Annotated in this window: 16 protein-coding genes; 4 read left to right on the top strand and 12 right to left on the bottom strand. The window is 44.5% G+C overall.

Annotated features, from left to right (window positions below; translation table 11 throughout):
- Positions 1-60 precede the first annotated feature (60 nt).
- Positions 61-2,004 carry an acetate--CoA ligase gene (gene acs, locus D7V32_RS10100; protein WP_120402760.1) on the bottom strand — a complete coding sequence of 648 codons (1,944 nt, stop codon included), beginning with the start codon at positions 2,002-2,004 and terminating at the stop codon, positions 61-63.
- A gap of 295 nt (positions 2,005-2,299) precedes the next feature.
- Between acs and D7V32_RS10095 the strand changes: the two genes are divergently transcribed.
- Positions 2,300-2,881, top strand: coding sequence for a DUF805 domain-containing protein (locus D7V32_RS10095; protein ID WP_120402759.1), 582 nt, complete (start codon positions 2,300-2,302; stop codon positions 2,879-2,881).
- A 111-nt stretch (positions 2,882-2,992) separates the two neighbouring features.
- On the top strand, positions 2,993-3,955 hold the full coding sequence (locus D7V32_RS10090) for a mechanosensitive ion channel family protein (protein ID WP_120402758.1): 963 nt from the start codon (positions 2,993-2,995) through the stop codon (positions 3,953-3,955).
- Here D7V32_RS10090 and D7V32_RS10085 read toward each other — a convergent pair.
- The 5 genes from D7V32_RS10085 to prfB all read right to left on the bottom strand — a co-directional run bounded on the left by D7V32_RS10085 (position 3,941) and on the right by prfB (position 8,928).
- A complete protein-coding gene (locus D7V32_RS10085; protein ID WP_120402757.1) occupies positions 3,941-4,651 on the bottom strand; it encodes a 16S rRNA (uracil(1498)-N(3))-methyltransferase in 711 nt (236 codons plus the stop codon). The two genes, D7V32_RS10090 and D7V32_RS10085, sit on opposite strands and share 15 nt — an antisense overlap.
- 252 nt (positions 4,652-4,903) lie before the next feature.
- Entirely contained in the window at positions 4,904-6,184 is a 1,281-nt protein-coding gene (locus D7V32_RS10080; RefSeq protein ID WP_120402779.1) for a 3-deoxy-D-manno-octulosonic acid transferase, read from the bottom strand.
- Between the two features lie 107 nt (positions 6,185-6,291).
- Entirely contained in the window at positions 6,292-7,356 is a 1,065-nt protein-coding gene (locus tag D7V32_RS10075) for an alkene reductase (protein WP_120402756.1), read from the bottom strand.
- A gap of 29 nt (positions 7,357-7,385) precedes the next feature.
- On the bottom strand, positions 7,386-7,685 hold the full coding sequence (locus tag D7V32_RS10070) for an ArsR/SmtB family transcription factor (protein ID WP_120402755.1): 300 nt from the start codon (positions 7,683-7,685) through the stop codon (positions 7,386-7,388).
- 147 nt (positions 7,686-7,832) lie between these two features.
- Positions 7,833-8,928, bottom strand: a protein-coding gene (gene prfB, locus D7V32_RS10065; RefSeq protein ID WP_120402754.1) for a peptide chain release factor 2 whose coding sequence is annotated in 2 segments (ribosomal slippage) — positions 7,833-8,855 and positions 8,857-8,928 — 1,095 coding nt in all. Because the reading frame shifts where the segments join, the coding sequence is not laid out codon by codon here.
- Between the two features lie 183 nt (positions 8,929-9,111).
- Between prfB and D7V32_RS10060 the strand changes: the two genes are divergently transcribed.
- The gene (locus D7V32_RS10060) at positions 9,112-9,912 is read left to right on the top strand and encodes a putative porin (protein WP_120402753.1); all 801 of its coding nucleotides are present in this window, start codon (positions 9,112-9,114) and stop codon (positions 9,910-9,912) included.
- A 325-nt stretch (positions 9,913-10,237) separates the two neighbouring features.
- Complete coding sequence (locus D7V32_RS10055; RefSeq protein WP_106984208.1) at positions 10,238-11,023, top strand: putative porin; 786 nt, start codon at positions 10,238-10,240, stop codon at positions 11,021-11,023.
- An 89-nt stretch (positions 11,024-11,112) separates the two neighbouring features.
- On the opposite strand, the gene recJ is transcribed toward D7V32_RS10055, so the two are convergent.
- The 6 genes from recJ to D7V32_RS10025 all read right to left on the bottom strand — a co-directional run bounded on the left by recJ (position 11,113) and on the right by D7V32_RS10025 (position 17,859).
- Positions 11,113-12,816: a single-stranded-DNA-specific exonuclease RecJ gene (gene recJ / locus D7V32_RS10050; protein ID WP_120402752.1), complete on the bottom strand. Its 1,704-nt coding sequence runs from the start codon at positions 12,814-12,816 to the stop codon at positions 11,113-11,115.
- 1 nt (position 12,817) lies between these two features.
- On the bottom strand, positions 12,818-13,474 hold the full coding sequence (pdxH, locus tag D7V32_RS10045) for a pyridoxamine 5'-phosphate oxidase (protein ID WP_120402751.1): 657 nt from the start codon (positions 13,472-13,474) through the stop codon (positions 12,818-12,820).
- A 14-nt stretch (positions 13,475-13,488) separates the two neighbouring features.
- Positions 13,489-14,820, bottom strand: a complete 1,332-nt coding sequence (glmM, locus tag D7V32_RS10040; protein ID WP_120402750.1) for a phosphoglucosamine mutase — start codon at positions 14,818-14,820, stop codon at positions 13,489-13,491.
- Positions 14,821-14,949: 129 nt separating this feature from the next.
- The gene (gene guaB, locus D7V32_RS10035; protein ID WP_120402749.1) at positions 14,950-16,416 is read right to left on the bottom strand and encodes an IMP dehydrogenase; all 1,467 of its coding nucleotides are present in this window, start codon (positions 16,414-16,416) and stop codon (positions 14,950-14,952) included.
- Positions 16,417-16,595: 179 nt separating this feature from the next.
- On the bottom strand, positions 16,596-16,961 hold the full coding sequence (locus tag D7V32_RS10030; RefSeq protein WP_120402748.1) for a YkgJ family cysteine cluster protein: 366 nt from the start codon (positions 16,959-16,961) through the stop codon (positions 16,596-16,598).
- A 100-nt stretch (positions 16,962-17,061) separates the two neighbouring features.
- The gene (locus tag D7V32_RS10025; RefSeq protein ID WP_120402747.1) at positions 17,062-17,859 is read right to left on the bottom strand and encodes an oxygen-binding di-iron domain-containing protein; all 798 of its coding nucleotides are present in this window, start codon (positions 17,857-17,859) and stop codon (positions 17,062-17,064) included.
- Between the last annotated feature and the right edge of the window lie 75 nt (positions 17,860-17,934).

Here is a 17,934-nt window from a genome sequence, read left to right as displayed (position 1 = left end):
AGGAAGATATTTATGTAAATACATATGCTTAATAAGTGAATATTCAGCAAAGGCTAATTTTTAAGAATTCGCCTTAACCTCAGCAATCAGCTGATCCACAACACTTGGATCTGCCAATGTCGAAGTATCGCCTAAACTGTCTAATTCATCGGCTGCAATCTTTCTTAAGATACGGCGCATAATCTTGCCAGAACGGGTTTTAGGCAAAGACGGCGCCCAATAAATTGCATCAGGCGTCGCGACAGGCCCCAACACTTTACGCACCCAGCTCACCAGTTCCTGCCGCAGCGCTTCAGTTTCCGCCTCACCTGCCTGCAAGGTAACATAAGCGGCAACACCTTGACCTTTTATCTCATGCGGCATGCCGACAACAGCAGCTTCCGCGACCTTCTCATGCGCAACCAATGCACTCTCAATTTCGGCTGTGCCTAAACGGTGTCCCGATACATTGAGGACATCATCCACTCGTCCAGTAATCCAATAATAGCCATCGGCATCACGGCGAGCGCCGTCACCCGTAAAATAAGCGCCTGGATACGTCGAAAAATAAGCTTCAATAAAACGCTCAGGATCCCCCCAAATCGTCCGCATTTGCCCAGGCCATGAATCTTTAATAATCAAATTGCCTTCGACAGCGCCTTGCAGTTCTTGTCCGTCTGCATCCACAATGGCTGGCTGCACACCAAAAAATGGACGCGCTGCGGAGCCAGGTTTTAAATCGGTCGCCCCCGGCAGCGGCGTAATCATAAAACCGCCTGTCTCTGTTTGCCACCAAGTATCTACAATGGGGCAGCGGCTTTCACCAACTACGGTGTAATACCAATTCCATGCTTCTGGGTTAATCGGCTCACCGACAGAACCCAGCAGACGCAAACTGCTTCTGTCGCTTTCACGCACAAAAGCATCGCCCTCACGCATCATGGCGCGGATTGCAGTAGGCGCTGTATATAAAATCGTGACATTGTGCTTGTCAACAATATGCCCTGTACGCGCCCAACTCGGATACTGCGGCACACCTTCGAACATCACCGTAGTGGTCCCATTGGAAAGCGGTCCGTACAGCACATAAGAATGTCCTGTAATCCAGCCGACATCTGCGGTACACCAAAACACATCATCTTGTTTTAAGTCAAAAACCTCACGGAAACTGCAATTGGCATAAGTCAAATAGCCGCCCGTCGTATGCAATACTCCTTTGGGTTTTCCTGTCGAGCCAGATGTGTACAAAATAAATAAAGGGTCTTCAGCATTCATCGGCTCTGGCGGGCAAATATCGTTGACTGACATAATTTCCATGTGATACCAAAGATCACGCGCTTCAATCATTTCTATTGGATTGCCCGTGCGGTGCACCACAATCACGTTTTGAACAGAGGAAGTGCCTTCCAGCTTCAGCGCTTCATCAACATTGGCTTTTAAAGGAATAGGCTTGCCGCCGCGCATACCTGAATCTGCAGTAATAATGACTTTGGCTTGACTGTCATCAATACGGCTGGCTAGCGAATCTGGTGAAAAACCGCCAAACACCACACAATGCACTGCGCCAATACGGGTACATGCCAGCATCGCAATTGCCGCTTCAGGCACCATCGGCATATACAGCACAACTCGGTCACCTTTGCCTACACCGTGCTTTTTCAGCACATTGGCAAAGCGGCAGGTTTCATCATGCAGTTCTTCAAACGAAATAATTTTATGCCGCGACGGATGATCACCCTCCCAAATAATGGCAGGCTTATGCGGATGTTCTTTTAAATGTCGGTCTAAACAGTTTGCGCTGACATTCAGCTGTCCATCGGCAAACCATTCAATTTTAAAATTATCTGGATTAAAACTGGTATTTTTTACTTGGCTAAACGGCTTGATCCAGTCAATTTTTTTCGCCTGTTCCGCCCAAAACTCCTCCGGCTGCTCAATAGATTTATGGTAAAGCTCAAAATACTCCGCTTCATTGATACGTGCTGTTTTTTTAAAACTGTCGGGTACTGGATATAACTCTTTCATATTCTACTTCCTTGCTCTTCTTGTCTCTCATCACGAGAGGCTTTGCCGTTTTTTTCATCTTATTACGGGTTCGATTGCAGTATTGCGCTTATTTTTTAAACACATCAATCATGCTTTGGTCGCATCTTAATACTTATATTTAAAGCATAGCCTAGCAGCTAAATTCAACAAAATTCGGTCGTTTTTACGTATCTGAGCAGTTTAAATGCTCTTATAATACAACTGATATTCAATACATTTTTTGCACAAAACCGAATGTGCTCCCTAAAAAAATCAATCTAAGCGTGTACAGCCCATGAACCAGAATGAAAACGCTCCATTTTTTTCACACACGCCAAAGCCTGCTGCAGACAGCCTGCTGTCGCCCAATGGCCGTTTTGGGCGGCTAAGCTTTATCGGCTGGCATGCCTTTTTAAATATCATGATGTTCTTCACATCTATTGGCCTGAGCTTAGCTGCCGGTATTTTCAGTTTAAATACTCTGGCGCTGGACAGCCATTTTATCAATGCGCTGACAGGCATTGCAGGACTTGGCTATGCTGTGCTGACAGTGCTTTACATTTATTTTTATATCGTACTGACAGCGCGCCGTCTGCATGACCGCAATAACAGCGGCTGGCTCATGCTGCTGCTGCTCATCCCGGTTTTAAATGTGCTGTTTATCCTGTACTTGCTGCTGGCCGCCGGCGATGCAGGCGCAAATAAATACGGCTTGCCCCGCCCTGCAGCTGTCTGGGAAAAATTACTGGCATGGACTATGATTATTCTGACTGCGCTGAGCCTTTTCGCAGCTGGCAGCCTCATCTCATTCATGATGGGATCAGGCCAGATCAAAACGCCTCAAGAAGTCATGCAAAAAGGTACGGAATTTTTTTAAGCTGAAAAGCCGCCGAATATTACTATTTTTACAGAATAGGAAAAAAATTCCATTTAAGTTATAGAAGCATTTCAGGCAAAATACGCAAGACTATACTCATTGGGAATACCCGTGGCTGAGCAACAACATGCCTTAAGTGACGTCACTCAAGGCACAACCGAACTCTTGCAGGATGCGACTGAAAAAACAGCGCAAGCTGTACTGCAGCACACTGCAAAATATAACGATGCATACAGCACCATCGATAAGTTTGTAGATGGCTTCTGGGAGCGCTTGCCTTATATCTGCATCGCGCTTTTTGTTTTCACCCTATTCTATCTGCTGTCCAAACTATTTAAATTTTTTGTACGCAAAGCGCTGTCTGACCGTTCTTATACCAAACAGAATTTAGTCTTGGTTCTGAACCGTGTCGGCAGCTCAGCAATCATCTTTTTCGGTTTTTTGATTGCTATGGTTATTGCAATACCGGGCTTCACGCCCGGTCAGCTCATGAGCGCTTTAGGTATTGGTTCAGTAGCCATCGGTTTTGCATTCAAAGATATTTTCCAAAACCTGCTCTCCGGCATTTTAATTTTGCTAGGCGAACCCTTCAAAATCGGCGATGACATTATCGTTTCAGGCATGGAAGGCACGGTTGAAGACATTCAAATCCGCGCGACTTTCTTACGCTCACCTGATGGCCGCCGTATCGTCATTCCAAATGCAACGGTATATACCAGTGCCGTAACAGTGAACACTGCTTACACCCGCCGCCGCTGCGAGTTTGTGGTGGGCATCGGCTATGAAGATGACATTCCAAAAGCCAAGAATGTGATTCTCAGCATTTTAGATAAAAACTCAAACATTTTGAGCCAGCCGGGTTTTGCCGTGAATGTCAATGCGCTTGCCGATTTCTCTGTAAATTTAAATGTACGCTGGTGGGTCGATACCACAGAAACCTCAACAGCAGCATCAATCAGTGAAATTCAGGAAAAAGTGATTGAAGCCTTTGCTGAGCATGGCATTTCTATTCCTTATCCAGTACAGGAAGTGAAAGTTTACCGCGGTGAAACGGTGCAATCAGCCGCTGAATAAACGGCCTAAAATGACAGGAATCACTGTTTCTGTACGAATAATACGGCTGCCTAAGCTCACTGCTTGGCAGCCGTTTTTGATGAGTAAATCAATTTCATAAGGAATGAAACCGCCTTCTGGCCCGATCACAATCGTACACGGGTGCGAAATACCCGCTGGCATTTTTATTTCTGCATAAGGGTGCGCTGCATAAGCTGGACAGGCTGCTGAAATCATAGCGGGCATGACATCTTCCACAAAAGGTTTAAAGCGCTTATATAATTCAATTGCAGGAGCAATGGTGTCCCCTGCCTGCTCTAGGCCCAAATCAACATAATGTTCCAGCTGCTGTAAAAATGGGGTTTGCCAATAACTTTTATCTACCCGATAACTGTGCAGCAGAATAATTTTTTCCACTCCCAGCGTCACAGCATCCATAATCAAACGGCGCAGGACTTTCGGACGCGGCATTGCCACAATTAAAGTCACGGGCAATTTTGCAGGAACAGGTTCTTCACGCAGCGGCTTCAACTGAATCTGCAGCTCTGAAACACTGACTATTTCTGTTAAATAGCGCTTCCCTTCGCGAATGCCGACTTTCAGCGTATCTCCAACCTGCACATCTACATGTGTGCGTAAGTGTTCCAGCTGGCGTTTAGCGCTGATCGTCCAAAGTTCAGACTGAGTTTGGCGCGGATCAAGCAGGACAATATTCATATAAACCTAAGATAAAGAAGCATATTCAAAACACCCAAATAGGATGCATGGAAATGTCATCCACAATTGTTCGAAGCAGGATACTTCTATTTAAAAATGTTTCTGCGACTGGCTGATTCATTCCCAGTATTGGTCGAGTTTTGTGGATGACCAATGGTTTTGTTACTTTTGCCTAAACAAAAGTAAAATTCGAGCTCCAGCCAATAAATTAATAATGAAAAGACACCCAATTATCAGCAGCTTATCTACCCATCATAAATATTGATCTATCACCGCAATATGCTTCGCTAAAGACCCCGTATTCTTCTGCATAATTCGCTGCGCTTCCGCATTCAAGGCCTGCGCTCTTGGCAAATCGCCGATCAATGCAGCCAGCACCTGCGCGGCCTGCTCTGCATCCTGCACAACTTCCACGGCATTAACCGCGACAAACTCATCTACAATGGTTTGGAAATTAAAATAATTTTTTCCCAACACCGTAGGCACATGCAGCGCAATCGGCTCTAAAATATTATGGCCGCCGCCCGGCTCATTTAAAGAACCGCCAACAAAACAAGCATGACTCAGCGCCAGCCATAGCCACAGCTCACCCATACTGTCCGCCAAATATACTTGCGTATCTGACTGAATAGCTTGCCCTAAGCTTCTGCGCTGCGTGCGCAGCTCCAGTTTTTGCGACTCTGCAAACACTTCATCAAAGCGTTCAGGATGACGCGGCGCAACAATGCATAGCAGCTCAGGATGCTGTTCTAAATATGGCTTTAACGCTGCCAGCAGTTTTTGCTCTTCAGGCGCATGCGTACTGGCAAGGGTGATCATTTGACGTGACGCTAAAGCCCAGTCCTGCTGCAGCTGTTTAGCCTGCTGTATAAACTGCTCAGGCGCATGTATATCAAATTTAATGCTGCCCACAACCTGACTGCTGGCTGCATTTGCGCCAAGCTGAATGAAGCGTGTAAGCGTTGCCTGATCCTGCGCCAATAACTGATTTAGTCCCCGCAGCATCGGACGGGTTAAGGACGGCACTTTGCCATAGCCTTTTGCTGATTTTTCTGAAAGACGGGCATTAACCAATATACAAGGAACATTGAATTCACTCGCTTGATCCATCAGATTGGGCCAAAGCTCAGTTTCAACTAAAATCAGCAGTTTTGGCTGATATTTCTGATAAAAATCAGCAATTAAAGACTTTTGATCTGCAGGCAAAAATACCGCTTGAAATAAATTTTCAAAGGCTGCTTTTTCAAATAAAGCTTTGGATCGGGCTTGCCCAGTCTTGGTGGTATTCGTCACCAACACCGGATGCCCTTGCTTTAAATAATATTCAATTAAAGGCTGAGCTGCATTGGTTTCTCCCACTGAAACACAATGAAACCACATCGTATTTTTATTTTTAACAGGCTGAAAAGGGCCAAAACGTTCTAGACACTCTTGTTGATATGCCTCTGTATTTAGCGCACGCTTTTTTATTTTCCACTGATACAGCGGTTTTACGATCGCTAAGGCAGCGTTATACCAAAAAGGAGTAGCCAAATAGTTGTGCTCAATCAACTGAATTGGCACGAATATAACAGAGCCTCGCCAGCTTGTTAACTGACGAGGCTCAAGGAATTGTGTTTATTTTGATTTTTTCAGCGCAGTCATTCGCCCGCTAATGCAGGATAATCAATATAGCCTTCCGCCACATTCGTCCCGATCATATTGTCAAAGATCAGCTCATTCAGCGGCGCATTTTGTACTAAACGCTCAAATAAATCTGGATTGGCAATATACGCTTTACCAAATGACACGGCATCTGCCTTACCTGAATTTAATAATTCAATCGCGTCATCACGGCTGAGCTTCATATTGGCAATATACGGCACGCTGCCAGAACGTGACTTCATATACTCACTGATGCTGTCGTCCGCCAAATATTCACGGGTAAAGAAAAATGCAATTTTACGCTTTCCTAATTCTTCCAGTGCATAGCCAAAGGTTTCACGTGGATCATTGTCCCCCATGTCATGCTCATCACCGCGGGGCGCTAAGTGAATCCCCACACGGCCTGCACCCCAAACCTCAATTAAAGCATCCGCCACTTCCAATAATAAACGTGCGCGGTTTTCAACTGAACCGCCGTAAATATCATCACGCTGATTGGTTTTGCTTTGCAAGAACTGGTCAATTAAATAACCATTCGCTGCATGCAATTCCACGCCGTCAAAACCCGCCTCTTTGGCACGGACCGCAGCTTGCTTATATTGCTCAACAATGGTTTTAATTTCAGCAATTTCTAAGGCGCGCGGCAGCACATAGTCACGCTTAGGGCGCAGCAGGCTGACTTGCCCTGCCTGCTGTACAGCACTGGCTGAGACTGGCGTTTCGCCATCTAAAAGATCTGGATGAGATACACGGCCCACATGCCAAAGCTGAGCTGCAATTAAGCCGCCTTTAGCATGGACAGCTTGAGTGACCAGCTTCCAGCCTTCAACTTGCGCATCGGTAAACAGCCCTGGTGTATTTAAATAACCATTCGCCTCTTCTGAAATTACTGTGGCTTCAGAAATAATTAAACCTGCGCTGGCGCGCTGCGCATAATATTCCGCCATCATTGGCGTTGGCACGCGGTCATCTGTCGCACGGCTGCGTGTTAAGGGCGCCATGACAACACGGTTCTTAAGATTTAATGCGCCAAGTGTTAACGGAGAATTGAGTTCAGCCATATTTTCCTCATCACCCACAGCTATTGTTTTTAGAGTGAGTTTTTCAAGTAATCAATATATTGCTGAATCAGTACTTCATTACGTGAAAAATATGACCATTGGCCATGTTTTTCAGCCTTAATTAAACCCGCCTGCTGCAAAACGGATAAATGATTTGACATAGTAGATTGTGAGACATTACCGAGCTTTTCGATATTCCCTGCACATACTCCACGATTAAAACCGCCGCAATGCTCTTCAGACAAAAACTGCTCTGGCGATTTCAACCATTCCAGAATCTGCCGGCGAGTTGGATTTGCCAGCGCTTTAAAAATTAAATCAATATCCATAGTTCAGACTGGTTTAATCACGACATTAAAAAACACAACAAAGCACGAACCAGCATGTGGACTACAATATATCGCATTTTTACGATTTATATATCGACCATTTTAGATATATTGTAAACACACTGTTAATGCTTTGTATTTTAAAAATTATAAGCCTTGCTTCAAGCTGGCTTCAATAAATTTATCCAAGTCACCATCAAGCACTGCGCCAGTATTCGAGTTTTCCACACCTGTACGCAAGTCCTTAATACGCGAGTCATCCAATACATATGAACGGATCTGGCTGCCCCAGCCAATATCAGACTTCGAGTCTTCAAGCGCTTGAGCCGCCTCATTACGCTTACTCATTTCAAGTTCATACAGTTTTGCACGCAGCTGTTTCCATGCATGGTCACGGTTGGCATGCTGTGAACGCTGGTTCTGACATGCCACAACGATACCTGTAGGCGCATGCGTCAAACGTACCGCAGAGTCAGTTTTGTTAATGTGCTGACCGCCCGCACCTGATGCACGGTAAGTATCCGTACGTACATCTGCAGGGTTAATATCAATTTCAATATTGTCATCAACTTCAGGCGATACAAATACTGCAGAGAATGAAGTATGACGGCGGTTGCCTGAGTCAAATGGCGACTTGCGCACTAAACGGTGTACGCCAGATTCGGTACGCAGCCAGCCATAAGCATACTCGCCGTCGACGCGGATGGTTGCAGATTTAATCCCTGCAACATCGCCGTCAGATTCTTCCATGACTTCTGCTTTAAAGCCGTGGCGTTCAATCCAGCGTAAATACATGCGGAGCAACATTGAAGCCCAATCCTGTGCTTCTGTACCGCCTGAACCCGCTTGAATTTCCACATAACAAGGATTCGGGTCCATTGGATTATTGAACATACGGCGGAATTCAAGTTTCGCCAGCTCTTCTTCAGCCATTGTCAATTCAGCTTGCACATCGTCAAGCAAGGCCTCGTCATCCGCCTCAACCGCTAAATCCAGCAGCGCTTGCGCATCTTCAATTTGCGTTGCAAGACCTTCCAAAACATTCAATACGTTTTCAAGTTCGCCTTTTTCTTTCGCCATTGCTTGCGCACGCTTTTGGTCATTCCAAATAGCTGGGTCTTCTAATTCACGCAGAACCTCTTCTAAACGCTCTTTTTTCAGATCGTAGTCAAAGATACCCCCGTAGTGTTTGACCACGTTCGTTCAAGTCTTTTAGCTGCAATAGGTACGGATTAATTTCCACGTGAATTCTCTCAAAATAAAATTTTGGCTTAAATAGACCGCGATTATAGCACAGACCGTTTATGCAATTTCAGCCCAGTCATGCGAATCATCGATTGACTTTGGCGCTCACTTTATAAACAATACGCACGCTTTTGAAGCATTTGCTGCACTTTTTTTACATACAAAACTAGGATAATAAATAATGAATAAATTATTCATCGCATTGGGTTTAATGGGTTTAGCAAGTACAAGCTTTGCTTATAATGGCCAAGTTGAAGGGGGCTATACATTCCGTGATTATGATAGCAATGCTATAGATACTTCTGGCTTATTTGAACTAAAAGGCACTTTCTACTTCGACAATGTCAACGCGAAAGGCCCTTTAAATGAAGCGGCGTTCTTAGGCCATAACAGCAATATTTATTTAGGCTATGCATACGACTTCACCAAACTCAATACAATATTAGGCCAAACACCTAAAGATGAAACCAACCTTTTCAAAGCTGGTATTGAGTACTTTGTCGATCAATTTTATGTCAATGCTGAACTCGGTTATGGCCAAGAATCAGTTAAGCCACCGAAAAAAGACTATGATATTTTCACTTACCGCGCGCTTGCTGGTTATATGCCAATTTCAAACTTGCTCTTGGCTGCAGGGATTGATGGCTACAATACCGACCTTCCAAATTCTGATGACACTCGTTTTGCTATCCAAGCAAAATATGTGGCACCAGTGAGCAATGGCCAATCGATTAATCTAGAAGCTGGCGCTGAGTTTGGGGATATTGACGAAGTTCGTTTAGGTGCTGATTACTATATTAACACTGCTCTAAGCCTAGGTGTGGGTTATGAATCTATCGACTACGGCAACAATACTGCTGATGAAGATACCTTCCTGATTCGCAGCAAATACTTCATCAATCCAAACTTTGCTGTAGGCGGCGCAATTGGTTTTGGTGATGATCTAAACACCTACAACATCAATGCAACTTTACGCTTCTAATCTTCTAAATTTGCAATAAGATTGTATAAAAAAGACACGTTTTTAGACGCGTCTTTTTTCTTAAACACACAAAAGAACCCCAACAATAAAGATTAAAAAACAAACAAAAAACAATGAAATTCACAAAAAATCCTTAATTTTAATAAAACTAAACATTATATTTTTTACATTAATATTCAATAAGATAGTGAACATATTTTACACAAAATTACCGTAGAAACATTTCTGTAACTTTCTAAAATTTGACGGGGCTGAAAATTTCTCTAGACTGAAACTTGTAACAAAAAATGTATTTATTAAGGCAAATTTCAGAGGGGTATGATCCATGAAAAAATTAGCACTTGCTTCAGCACTACTTTCAGTTGTTGCAATTACAGGTACTGCTCATGCATACCAAGCAGAAGTTGGCGCGTCAGCGGCCTATATTGATCCAGACAATGGTAGTTCAGGTAGCGAATTCGGTGTAAATGGTAAATATTACTTTAAGCCTGTTCAAACACGTAACGCACCACTTGCAGAAGCTGCATTCCTTGACCGCGCAAGCAATGTCAATGCACATGCAACATTTGCAGATCGTGGTGATGTAGACGACAACACTTACGGCGCTGGCATTGAATACTTCGTGCCAAACTCTGACTTTTACTTAAGCGGTGACATCAGCCGTAATAATTTAGAAGTTAAAACACCACTTGGCAAACGTGACTTTGACACCACGTATTATGCAGCTGAAGTAGGTTACCTTCCAGCACCTGGTTTCTTAGTTGCTGCGGGTGTGAAAGGTTATGATAACGACAATGACAGCGGTGCAGATCCAACAATTCGTGCCAAATACGTAACAACACTAAGCAATGGTAAAGACATCAACTTAGAAGCTGGCGCGTCATTTGGTGACCTTGATGAATTTAATGTGAAAGCAGATTACTTCATCGACAAAACATTCAGTGTAGGTGCTGATTACTATAACAATGATCTTACTGATCAAAGCGAAGTAGGAATCAATGCACGTAAATTCATCAATCAACAAGTCAGCCTAGAAGGCCGTGTTGGATTTGGTGAAGCTGGTAAAAATGATTACAACTCATTTGGCGTAGCAGCAAAATACCGCTTCTAATTCAAATTAGATTCTCCACAAAAAAAACCGCTCTTAAGAGCGGTTTTTTTTGTACTTCATTATATGTACAGTGATGTAGCCCTACCCCATTACTGCTCCAAATGCAGAACTCTGAGCTGTAAATTAGTCACGCCATTAAAAGTGTTTTTATCCAGCTCATACACTATACGAAGCTCGGATTGCATAGGATCAAACTGATATTTATCTGCAGCATTAAAAGCAATCGCATCAACCACTTGCCCTGAGGCCAGGGCCAAACGTAGTTTTAAATGGGTGTCTTTCAGCCAGCGATAGTCAACCACCTTAAACATCCCATCAAAAATGGGTGCTGGGAATTTTTGTCCCCAAGGGCTTAAGTTTTGTAAAAGATCGACCGTTTCAAGATGAAAAGCATAATCAGGAAGCTCACCATCAGTCCACAAGACCGCTTGGAAGAGCTGTTCATCTTGTGTGGCCATTAAGGCCTCAAAAAATTGCTTAAATTCTTCAAAATGCTCTTTTAAAATACTTAAGCCTGCAGCAGCAGCATGTCCACCAAAATGACTGATCAAATGCGGATATTGCTCGGCAATTTGTTCAATACAATCTCGGATATGAATACCTTCAATCGAACGCGCTGAGCCCTTAATATGCAAGCCATCGTCATCCGAAGCAAAGACAATACTCGGTCGATGAAACTGCTCTTTTAAACGTCCTGCGACAATCCCAATCACACCTTGATGCCAATGGGGTTCATACATAATGAGCGCTGCGGGCAAGTCTTGCGTATCGAGCTGAATCAGCTCTAGCTCAGCCAGCGCTTCCTGTTTAATTTTACTTTCGACCTGACGGCGTTCCACATTCAGCTGATTCAGCTGCTGCGCCAAAGGGTAAGCCTGCTGCAAATCAGGAGCAATTAAGCATTCAATGCCAATGTCCATAGTTTCCATACGTCCCGCGGCATTAATGCGCGGCCCCAGTACAAAACCTAAATCTTGCGCTTTCAGCTGCACAGGATCCCGCGCTGCAATATCCAGCAGCGCAGTTATGCCTGCTCGGCAAAGTCCTTGCTGTATCCGCTTGACTCCAGCATCCACCAAAATACGGTTGTTATAATCTAAACTGGCAACATCGGCATAAGTGCCCAATGCAACCAAATCGAGATAATTGACTACCTTAGCAGCGGTTTTTCCCTGCTTGGCGCGCAAACTGGATAAATTCGCCAAGACATAAAAAGCAACCCCTACCCCAGCTAAAGCTTTACTTGGAAAATCACAGCCAAGTTGATTCGGGTTAACGACAGCTTCAGCATCAGGCGTAGGCTTCGTCGTTAAGTGGTGATCCGTAATAATCACCTGCATACCGTGCGCCTGAGCCTGCTGTACACCCGCATGGCTGGAAATGCCATTATCGACTGTAATCAGCAGATCGGGGCTAAATGCCGTAAATGCCAAATCAGCAATTGCTGGTGTCAGGCCATAACCATATTTAAAACGGTCTGGCACCAAATAATCTACTTGAGCGCCCATTTCCCGCAGCGCTAAAATCATTAAAGCAGTGCTTGTTGCGCCATCCGCATCATAGTCACCAACAATCACAATTTTTTGCTGCCGATCAATCGCCTGATCTATGAGCTGAATTGCCTCAGCCAGCCCTCTCATTTCAGGCGCCAGCAAATATTTCAGCTTCAGTTCCAGTTCTTGCTCAGAGGCCACACCGCGGCGCGCCAAAATTTCTGCAATAAACGGCGCAACGCCCTGAAATAGTTCAGGGCGTGTCAGCAATGGTCTTTGTTTGATTAAAACGTTTTGCATACTATGGCATCAAGCGCTGCAGCACCCACTGACCATTTTCCAGCGCATAGCTTAAACGGTCGTGCAGGCGGTTCGGACGGCCTTGCCAAAACTCATAATAATCAGGCTCTAAGCGATACCCGCCCCAGAACTCAGGTTTAGCCAGCATCTCTTTGCCTTCCACTTGGTCATGCAGCTGTTGAAAACGCTGCTGCAATTCTTCACGGCTGGCAATCACCCCGCTTTGCGGCGTACTGATGTGCGCAGCAATTTGGCTGTCACGCGGGCGTTTATGATAATAATCAGCAGACTCTTCTTGCGTAATTTTCAGCACTCGCCCGCCAACACGGATTTGACGTTCTTGTTCCTGCCAATAAAACAACAATTCAGCATACGGATTTTCTGCTAAATCATTGCCTTTTTGACTGTCATAGTTGGTATAAAAGTCATAACCCGTTTCGGCAGCGCCGCGCAGCAGCACCGTGCGCACATGCGGACGGCCTTGCGCATTTGCAGTCGCTAAAGACATTGCATAGGGTTCATGCAGCTGCGCCTCTAAGGCATGGTTAAACCACAGTAAAAACTGTTCATGCGGATTCGTATTCACCTGCGCTTCATGCAGCTCACCTTTTTGGTAGCTCATGCGCAGCTCAGCCAGATCTTTAATTAAATCACTCATCTTCAGCCTGCCTATTATGCAGCGTTCGCACGTACTGCATCTGCCAATTGGTTTGCCAATGCCGTTACTTCAGCCAAATCATCACCTTCAACCATGACACGGATCACAGGCTCTGTGCCAGACTTACGAATCAATAAACGGCCGCGGCCTTTCAGCCGCTGTTCCGCTTTTTCAAATTCGGCAGCCAGCGCAGGTACTGCATATGGGTCAAACATCGCGTCTAAACGCACATTCACCAAAACATTCGGCAGCAGCTTGAAATCAGCAACCAATTCATCCAACGCTTTTTGCTGTTCAACCATGACGGTAAGCACTTGCAATGACGCAATAATGGCATCACCTGTTGTACTCTTGTCTAAGGTTAAAATATGGCCAGACGGCTCACCGCCAGTCACCCAGCCTTTTTCTTCCAGACCTTGCAATACATAGCGGTCACCTACTTTTGCACGCAGCAGCTCAACACCCGCTTTTTCAAGCGCCAGCTCAAGGGCCATATTAGACATCAGCGTACCGACAATCCCTGCCGGCTTTTGTTTCGCCTGAGTCGCCAAGATATATAAAATATGGTCGCCATCAATCAGTTTGCCGTTTTTATCGACCAAAATCACACGGTCAGCATCACCGTCAAACGCAATCCCTAAATCGGCCTGATGTTCAAGTACAGCTTTCTGCAAATGTTCAGGATGTGTAGAACCGCAGTCTTTATTGATATTTAAACCATCTGGCTCATTGAATAATGCAACAACTTTTGCCCCTAATTCACGGTATACCGCAGGGCCCACGTTATAAGCTGCGCCATTCGCGCAATCCACCACAATTTTTAAATGCGATAAATCCAAGTGATACGGGAACGTCGATTTGCAGAATTCAATATAGCGCCCATTTGCGTCTTTCACACGTACACTTTTACCTAAACTTGCTGTGTCATCAATGACCATGTCCAGTTCAAGTTCACGGTTAATTTCATCCTGCAAAGCATCAGGCAGTTTTTTGCCTTCGCTTGAGAAAAATTTAATCCCGTTATCAAAATACGGATTATGTGAAGCTGAAATCACAATGCCTAAGCTTGCATGCAAAGCACGGGTTAAATGCGCAATAGCAGGTGTAGGCAATGGCCCTAGCAAATGCACATAGACACCTGCAGCATTCAAGCCTGCCTGCAATGCCGCTTCTAAGATATAGCCAGATAAACGGGTATCTTTACCCATCACAACGATTGGTTTATTTTTTTTACTTGTACGTTTTAAAACTTTACCGGCGGCAAAACCTAATTTCAAAGCGAAATCAGGTGTAATTGGAAGTTCCCCAAACTTTCCACGAATACCATCAGTACCAAAATAACTCATCTTCTACTCGCTTTTTTATTCACTTACAGTGATGTTAATCATCAAATTAAAACTGCAAAACACTTTACACCAAAAAATAAAAAAAGCCGTCATTTAAATGACGGCTTTTAGAAGGATAATTACGAAAAATTAACCCACGCGGTAGTTTGGAGCTTCTTTGGTAATCGTCACATCATGTACATGCGATTCTGACATGCCAGCAGCTGTGATTTTTACAAATTTTGCATTTTGACGAAGATCATCAATGACAGCAGAACCTGTATAGCCCATAGAAGAACGTAAACCGCCCATCATTTGATGCACAATATTGCCCATTGGACCTTTGTATGGCACACGGCCTTCAATGCCTTCTGGAACTAATTTCTCAGCACCCGCTTTAGAGTCTTGGAAATAACGGTCAGCAGAACCAGTTGCACCCGCCATTGCGCCCAATGAACCCATACCGCGGTAAGCTTTGTAGTAACGGCCTTGGAAGAATTCAACTTCGCCTGGCGCTTCTTCGGTACCCGCCATGAGTGAACCCACCATGATCGTGCTTGCACCAGCGCCAATCGCTTTCGCCATGTCGCCAGAGAAACGGATACCGCCGTCTGCGATCAATGGAATCTGCTCTTTCAGCGCAGAAGCAACCGCATCAATTGCAGAAATTTGCGGCATGCCGATACCTGCAACAATACGTGTTGTACAGATTGAACCAGGGCCAATACCCACTTTAACCGCATCTGCACCAGCATCAAGCAATGCTAATGCAGCGTCGCCAGTTGCAATGTTGCCGCCAATGACTTGAACTTGCGGGTAGTTTGCTTTTACCCAGCGTACACGTTCAATCACACCTGCAGAGTGACCATGCGCTGTATCGACAACAATCGCATCAACACCAGCGTCTACCAATGCTTCAACACGGCTTGGTGTTTCAGCGCCAGTACCTACTGCTGCGCCAACACGTAAACGGCCTAAGTCATCTTTACAGCTGTTTGGATACAATTCTGCTTTATTAAAGTCAGTAACTGTAATTAAGCCTTTTAATTCGTTGTTATCGCCAACTACCAATACTTTTTCAATACGGTGCTTTTGCAGCAATGCTTGAATGTTTTCTTTCGATTCGCCTTCACGAACAGTCACCAGACGGTCTTGACCAGTCATGATGTTGCTGACTGGCTGTTCAAGCTCAGTCACAAAACGCGTATCACGGCCTGTCACAATACCCACAACTTTGCCGTCTTTGACAACAGGCACACCGCTGATGTTGTTGGCTTGAGTGATTGCAATCAGTTCGCGAACTGACGTTTCAGGGGTTACAGTGATAGGATCCTTCACCATACCCGCTTCAAATTTTTTCACACGGCGCACTTCTGCAGCTTGGGCAGCAATGTCCATGTTTTTATGTAAAATACCAATACCGCCGTTTTGCGCCATAGCAATTGCCATACGTGACTCAGTCACTGTATCCATAGCTGCTGAAACTAGAGGAATGTTTAATTGAATGCCGCGAGTGAATCGTGTCTTTAAAGAGACATCTTTTGGGAGGACAGTCGAGTAGGCAGGGAGTAATAAGACATCATCAAAAGTCAAAGCGTCTTGAACGATGGTCAACATAACAGTCTCACTGGTAATTTCCGTGCGCTATTATAAACAAATTTGGTCTAAAATTTCATTGCTCTTACAAAATTATTTTCCGATCTATTTCACAGATCACATTGCCGATATTTTTTCAATAAAAAAACAGAACACGGATGCACTGCTTTTTCACTTCAATCTATCTGCTCTCAAAAACCTTAAGAGACACGGTCAAAATCGTCATCATTCGCATGATCTGGCTCAGCAACCCACACCAATGGAATCATGCGATGCGCTAAACGCGCCTTATTACACTGATCATCTGCAATTTGAACTTCTTTACATGAAGAGCTGCGCTGTTCATACATACCGCAGCTAACCTGCTTGCCGATTTCGCCAGTCAGCGCAATACAGCGCGGCGACTTTTGATTAGTGCCAGCCATACAGGAATAAACTGAGGTCACAGGTTCAGTATAATGTTCGGGCATAGGAATGCCCTCTGCCCAATAAAATGAAACGCGGAAATAGGCGCAGCACGCGCCGCAGCTTAAACAGGCATCTTTTGATGCAGCTTGAGACAACATTTTTTAAAATTCTCGTTATCTAAAAACATTTATTTTGGGATTGAGAATATTAAAAAATGCTGATTTTCAACTCAATATTTTTTTCTGCATTTTAGGGTCATTATTCAGGGCAGGTAAAAACCGTCTCATCCATTAAATCGATGCCGCATTCTAAGGTTTCAATCCAGTCTAGGAACTGACTGACCTGCTCTTTACCGACAAAAGGCGTGCCATGCTGCGGCACTATCATTTCCACATCCATTGTGCGTACCATCTGCACCCATAAACGGATGACTTTATTTGAGCACATGTAACGCTGATGGAAGCCTTTCATTTTAGGAATATGCGCTGCAAAATTTTCCAATGGCTTAGATGCATCATCTACCATAGATGCGCCCATATCGCCTGAAAATAAAATTTTGGCAATTGGGTCATAGAACTGAAAATTGCCGACTGAATGCAGAAAGTGCGCAGGCACAGCCACAATATTGCTTTGGCCTAACTGAATGACTTGACCATGATCCGGCAGCTCAATCAAACGGTCAAGCCAATTGCCTTTCATGCGGTCACTCATAAATGCCGAATTCAAATGCGGTAAGAAACGCGCCCACAGTTTCGATGCTACAACCTTGGCATCGGTATAGACCAGCCAGCGCGGCATAGAAGTAATAATGTCAGGGTCTTGATGAGAAGCCATAACCAAATCAAGATTGGTTAAACGCGTGTATTTATTCAACTCCATGGTCAGCGGCACATACGTTAAATCACCGCCTGGATCCAGCACAGCTGCACGCTCATTATCAATAATCAGGAATTGGTTGGCCTGTACGCCCTCACCTTTAACCAGACTCGTAAAGCTGATGCATTTATGGATGCCATTATCAAATAAGACCTGCGATGTAGTACGCTCAAAAGCCATACCGATTCCCCAAAAATATTCTTGTTAAATTGACTTAATATATCCTCATTACATTATCCATATTCACACAAAGTT

The sequence above is a fragment of the Acinetobacter tianfuensis genome, from assembly GCF_003611465.1.
Taxonomy (GTDB): Bacteria; Pseudomonadota; Gammaproteobacteria; order Pseudomonadales; family Moraxellaceae; genus Acinetobacter; species Acinetobacter tianfuensis.
The sequence above is the reverse complement of the archived record's forward strand: the minus strand, read 5'-3'. Positions and strand labels throughout refer to the sequence as shown.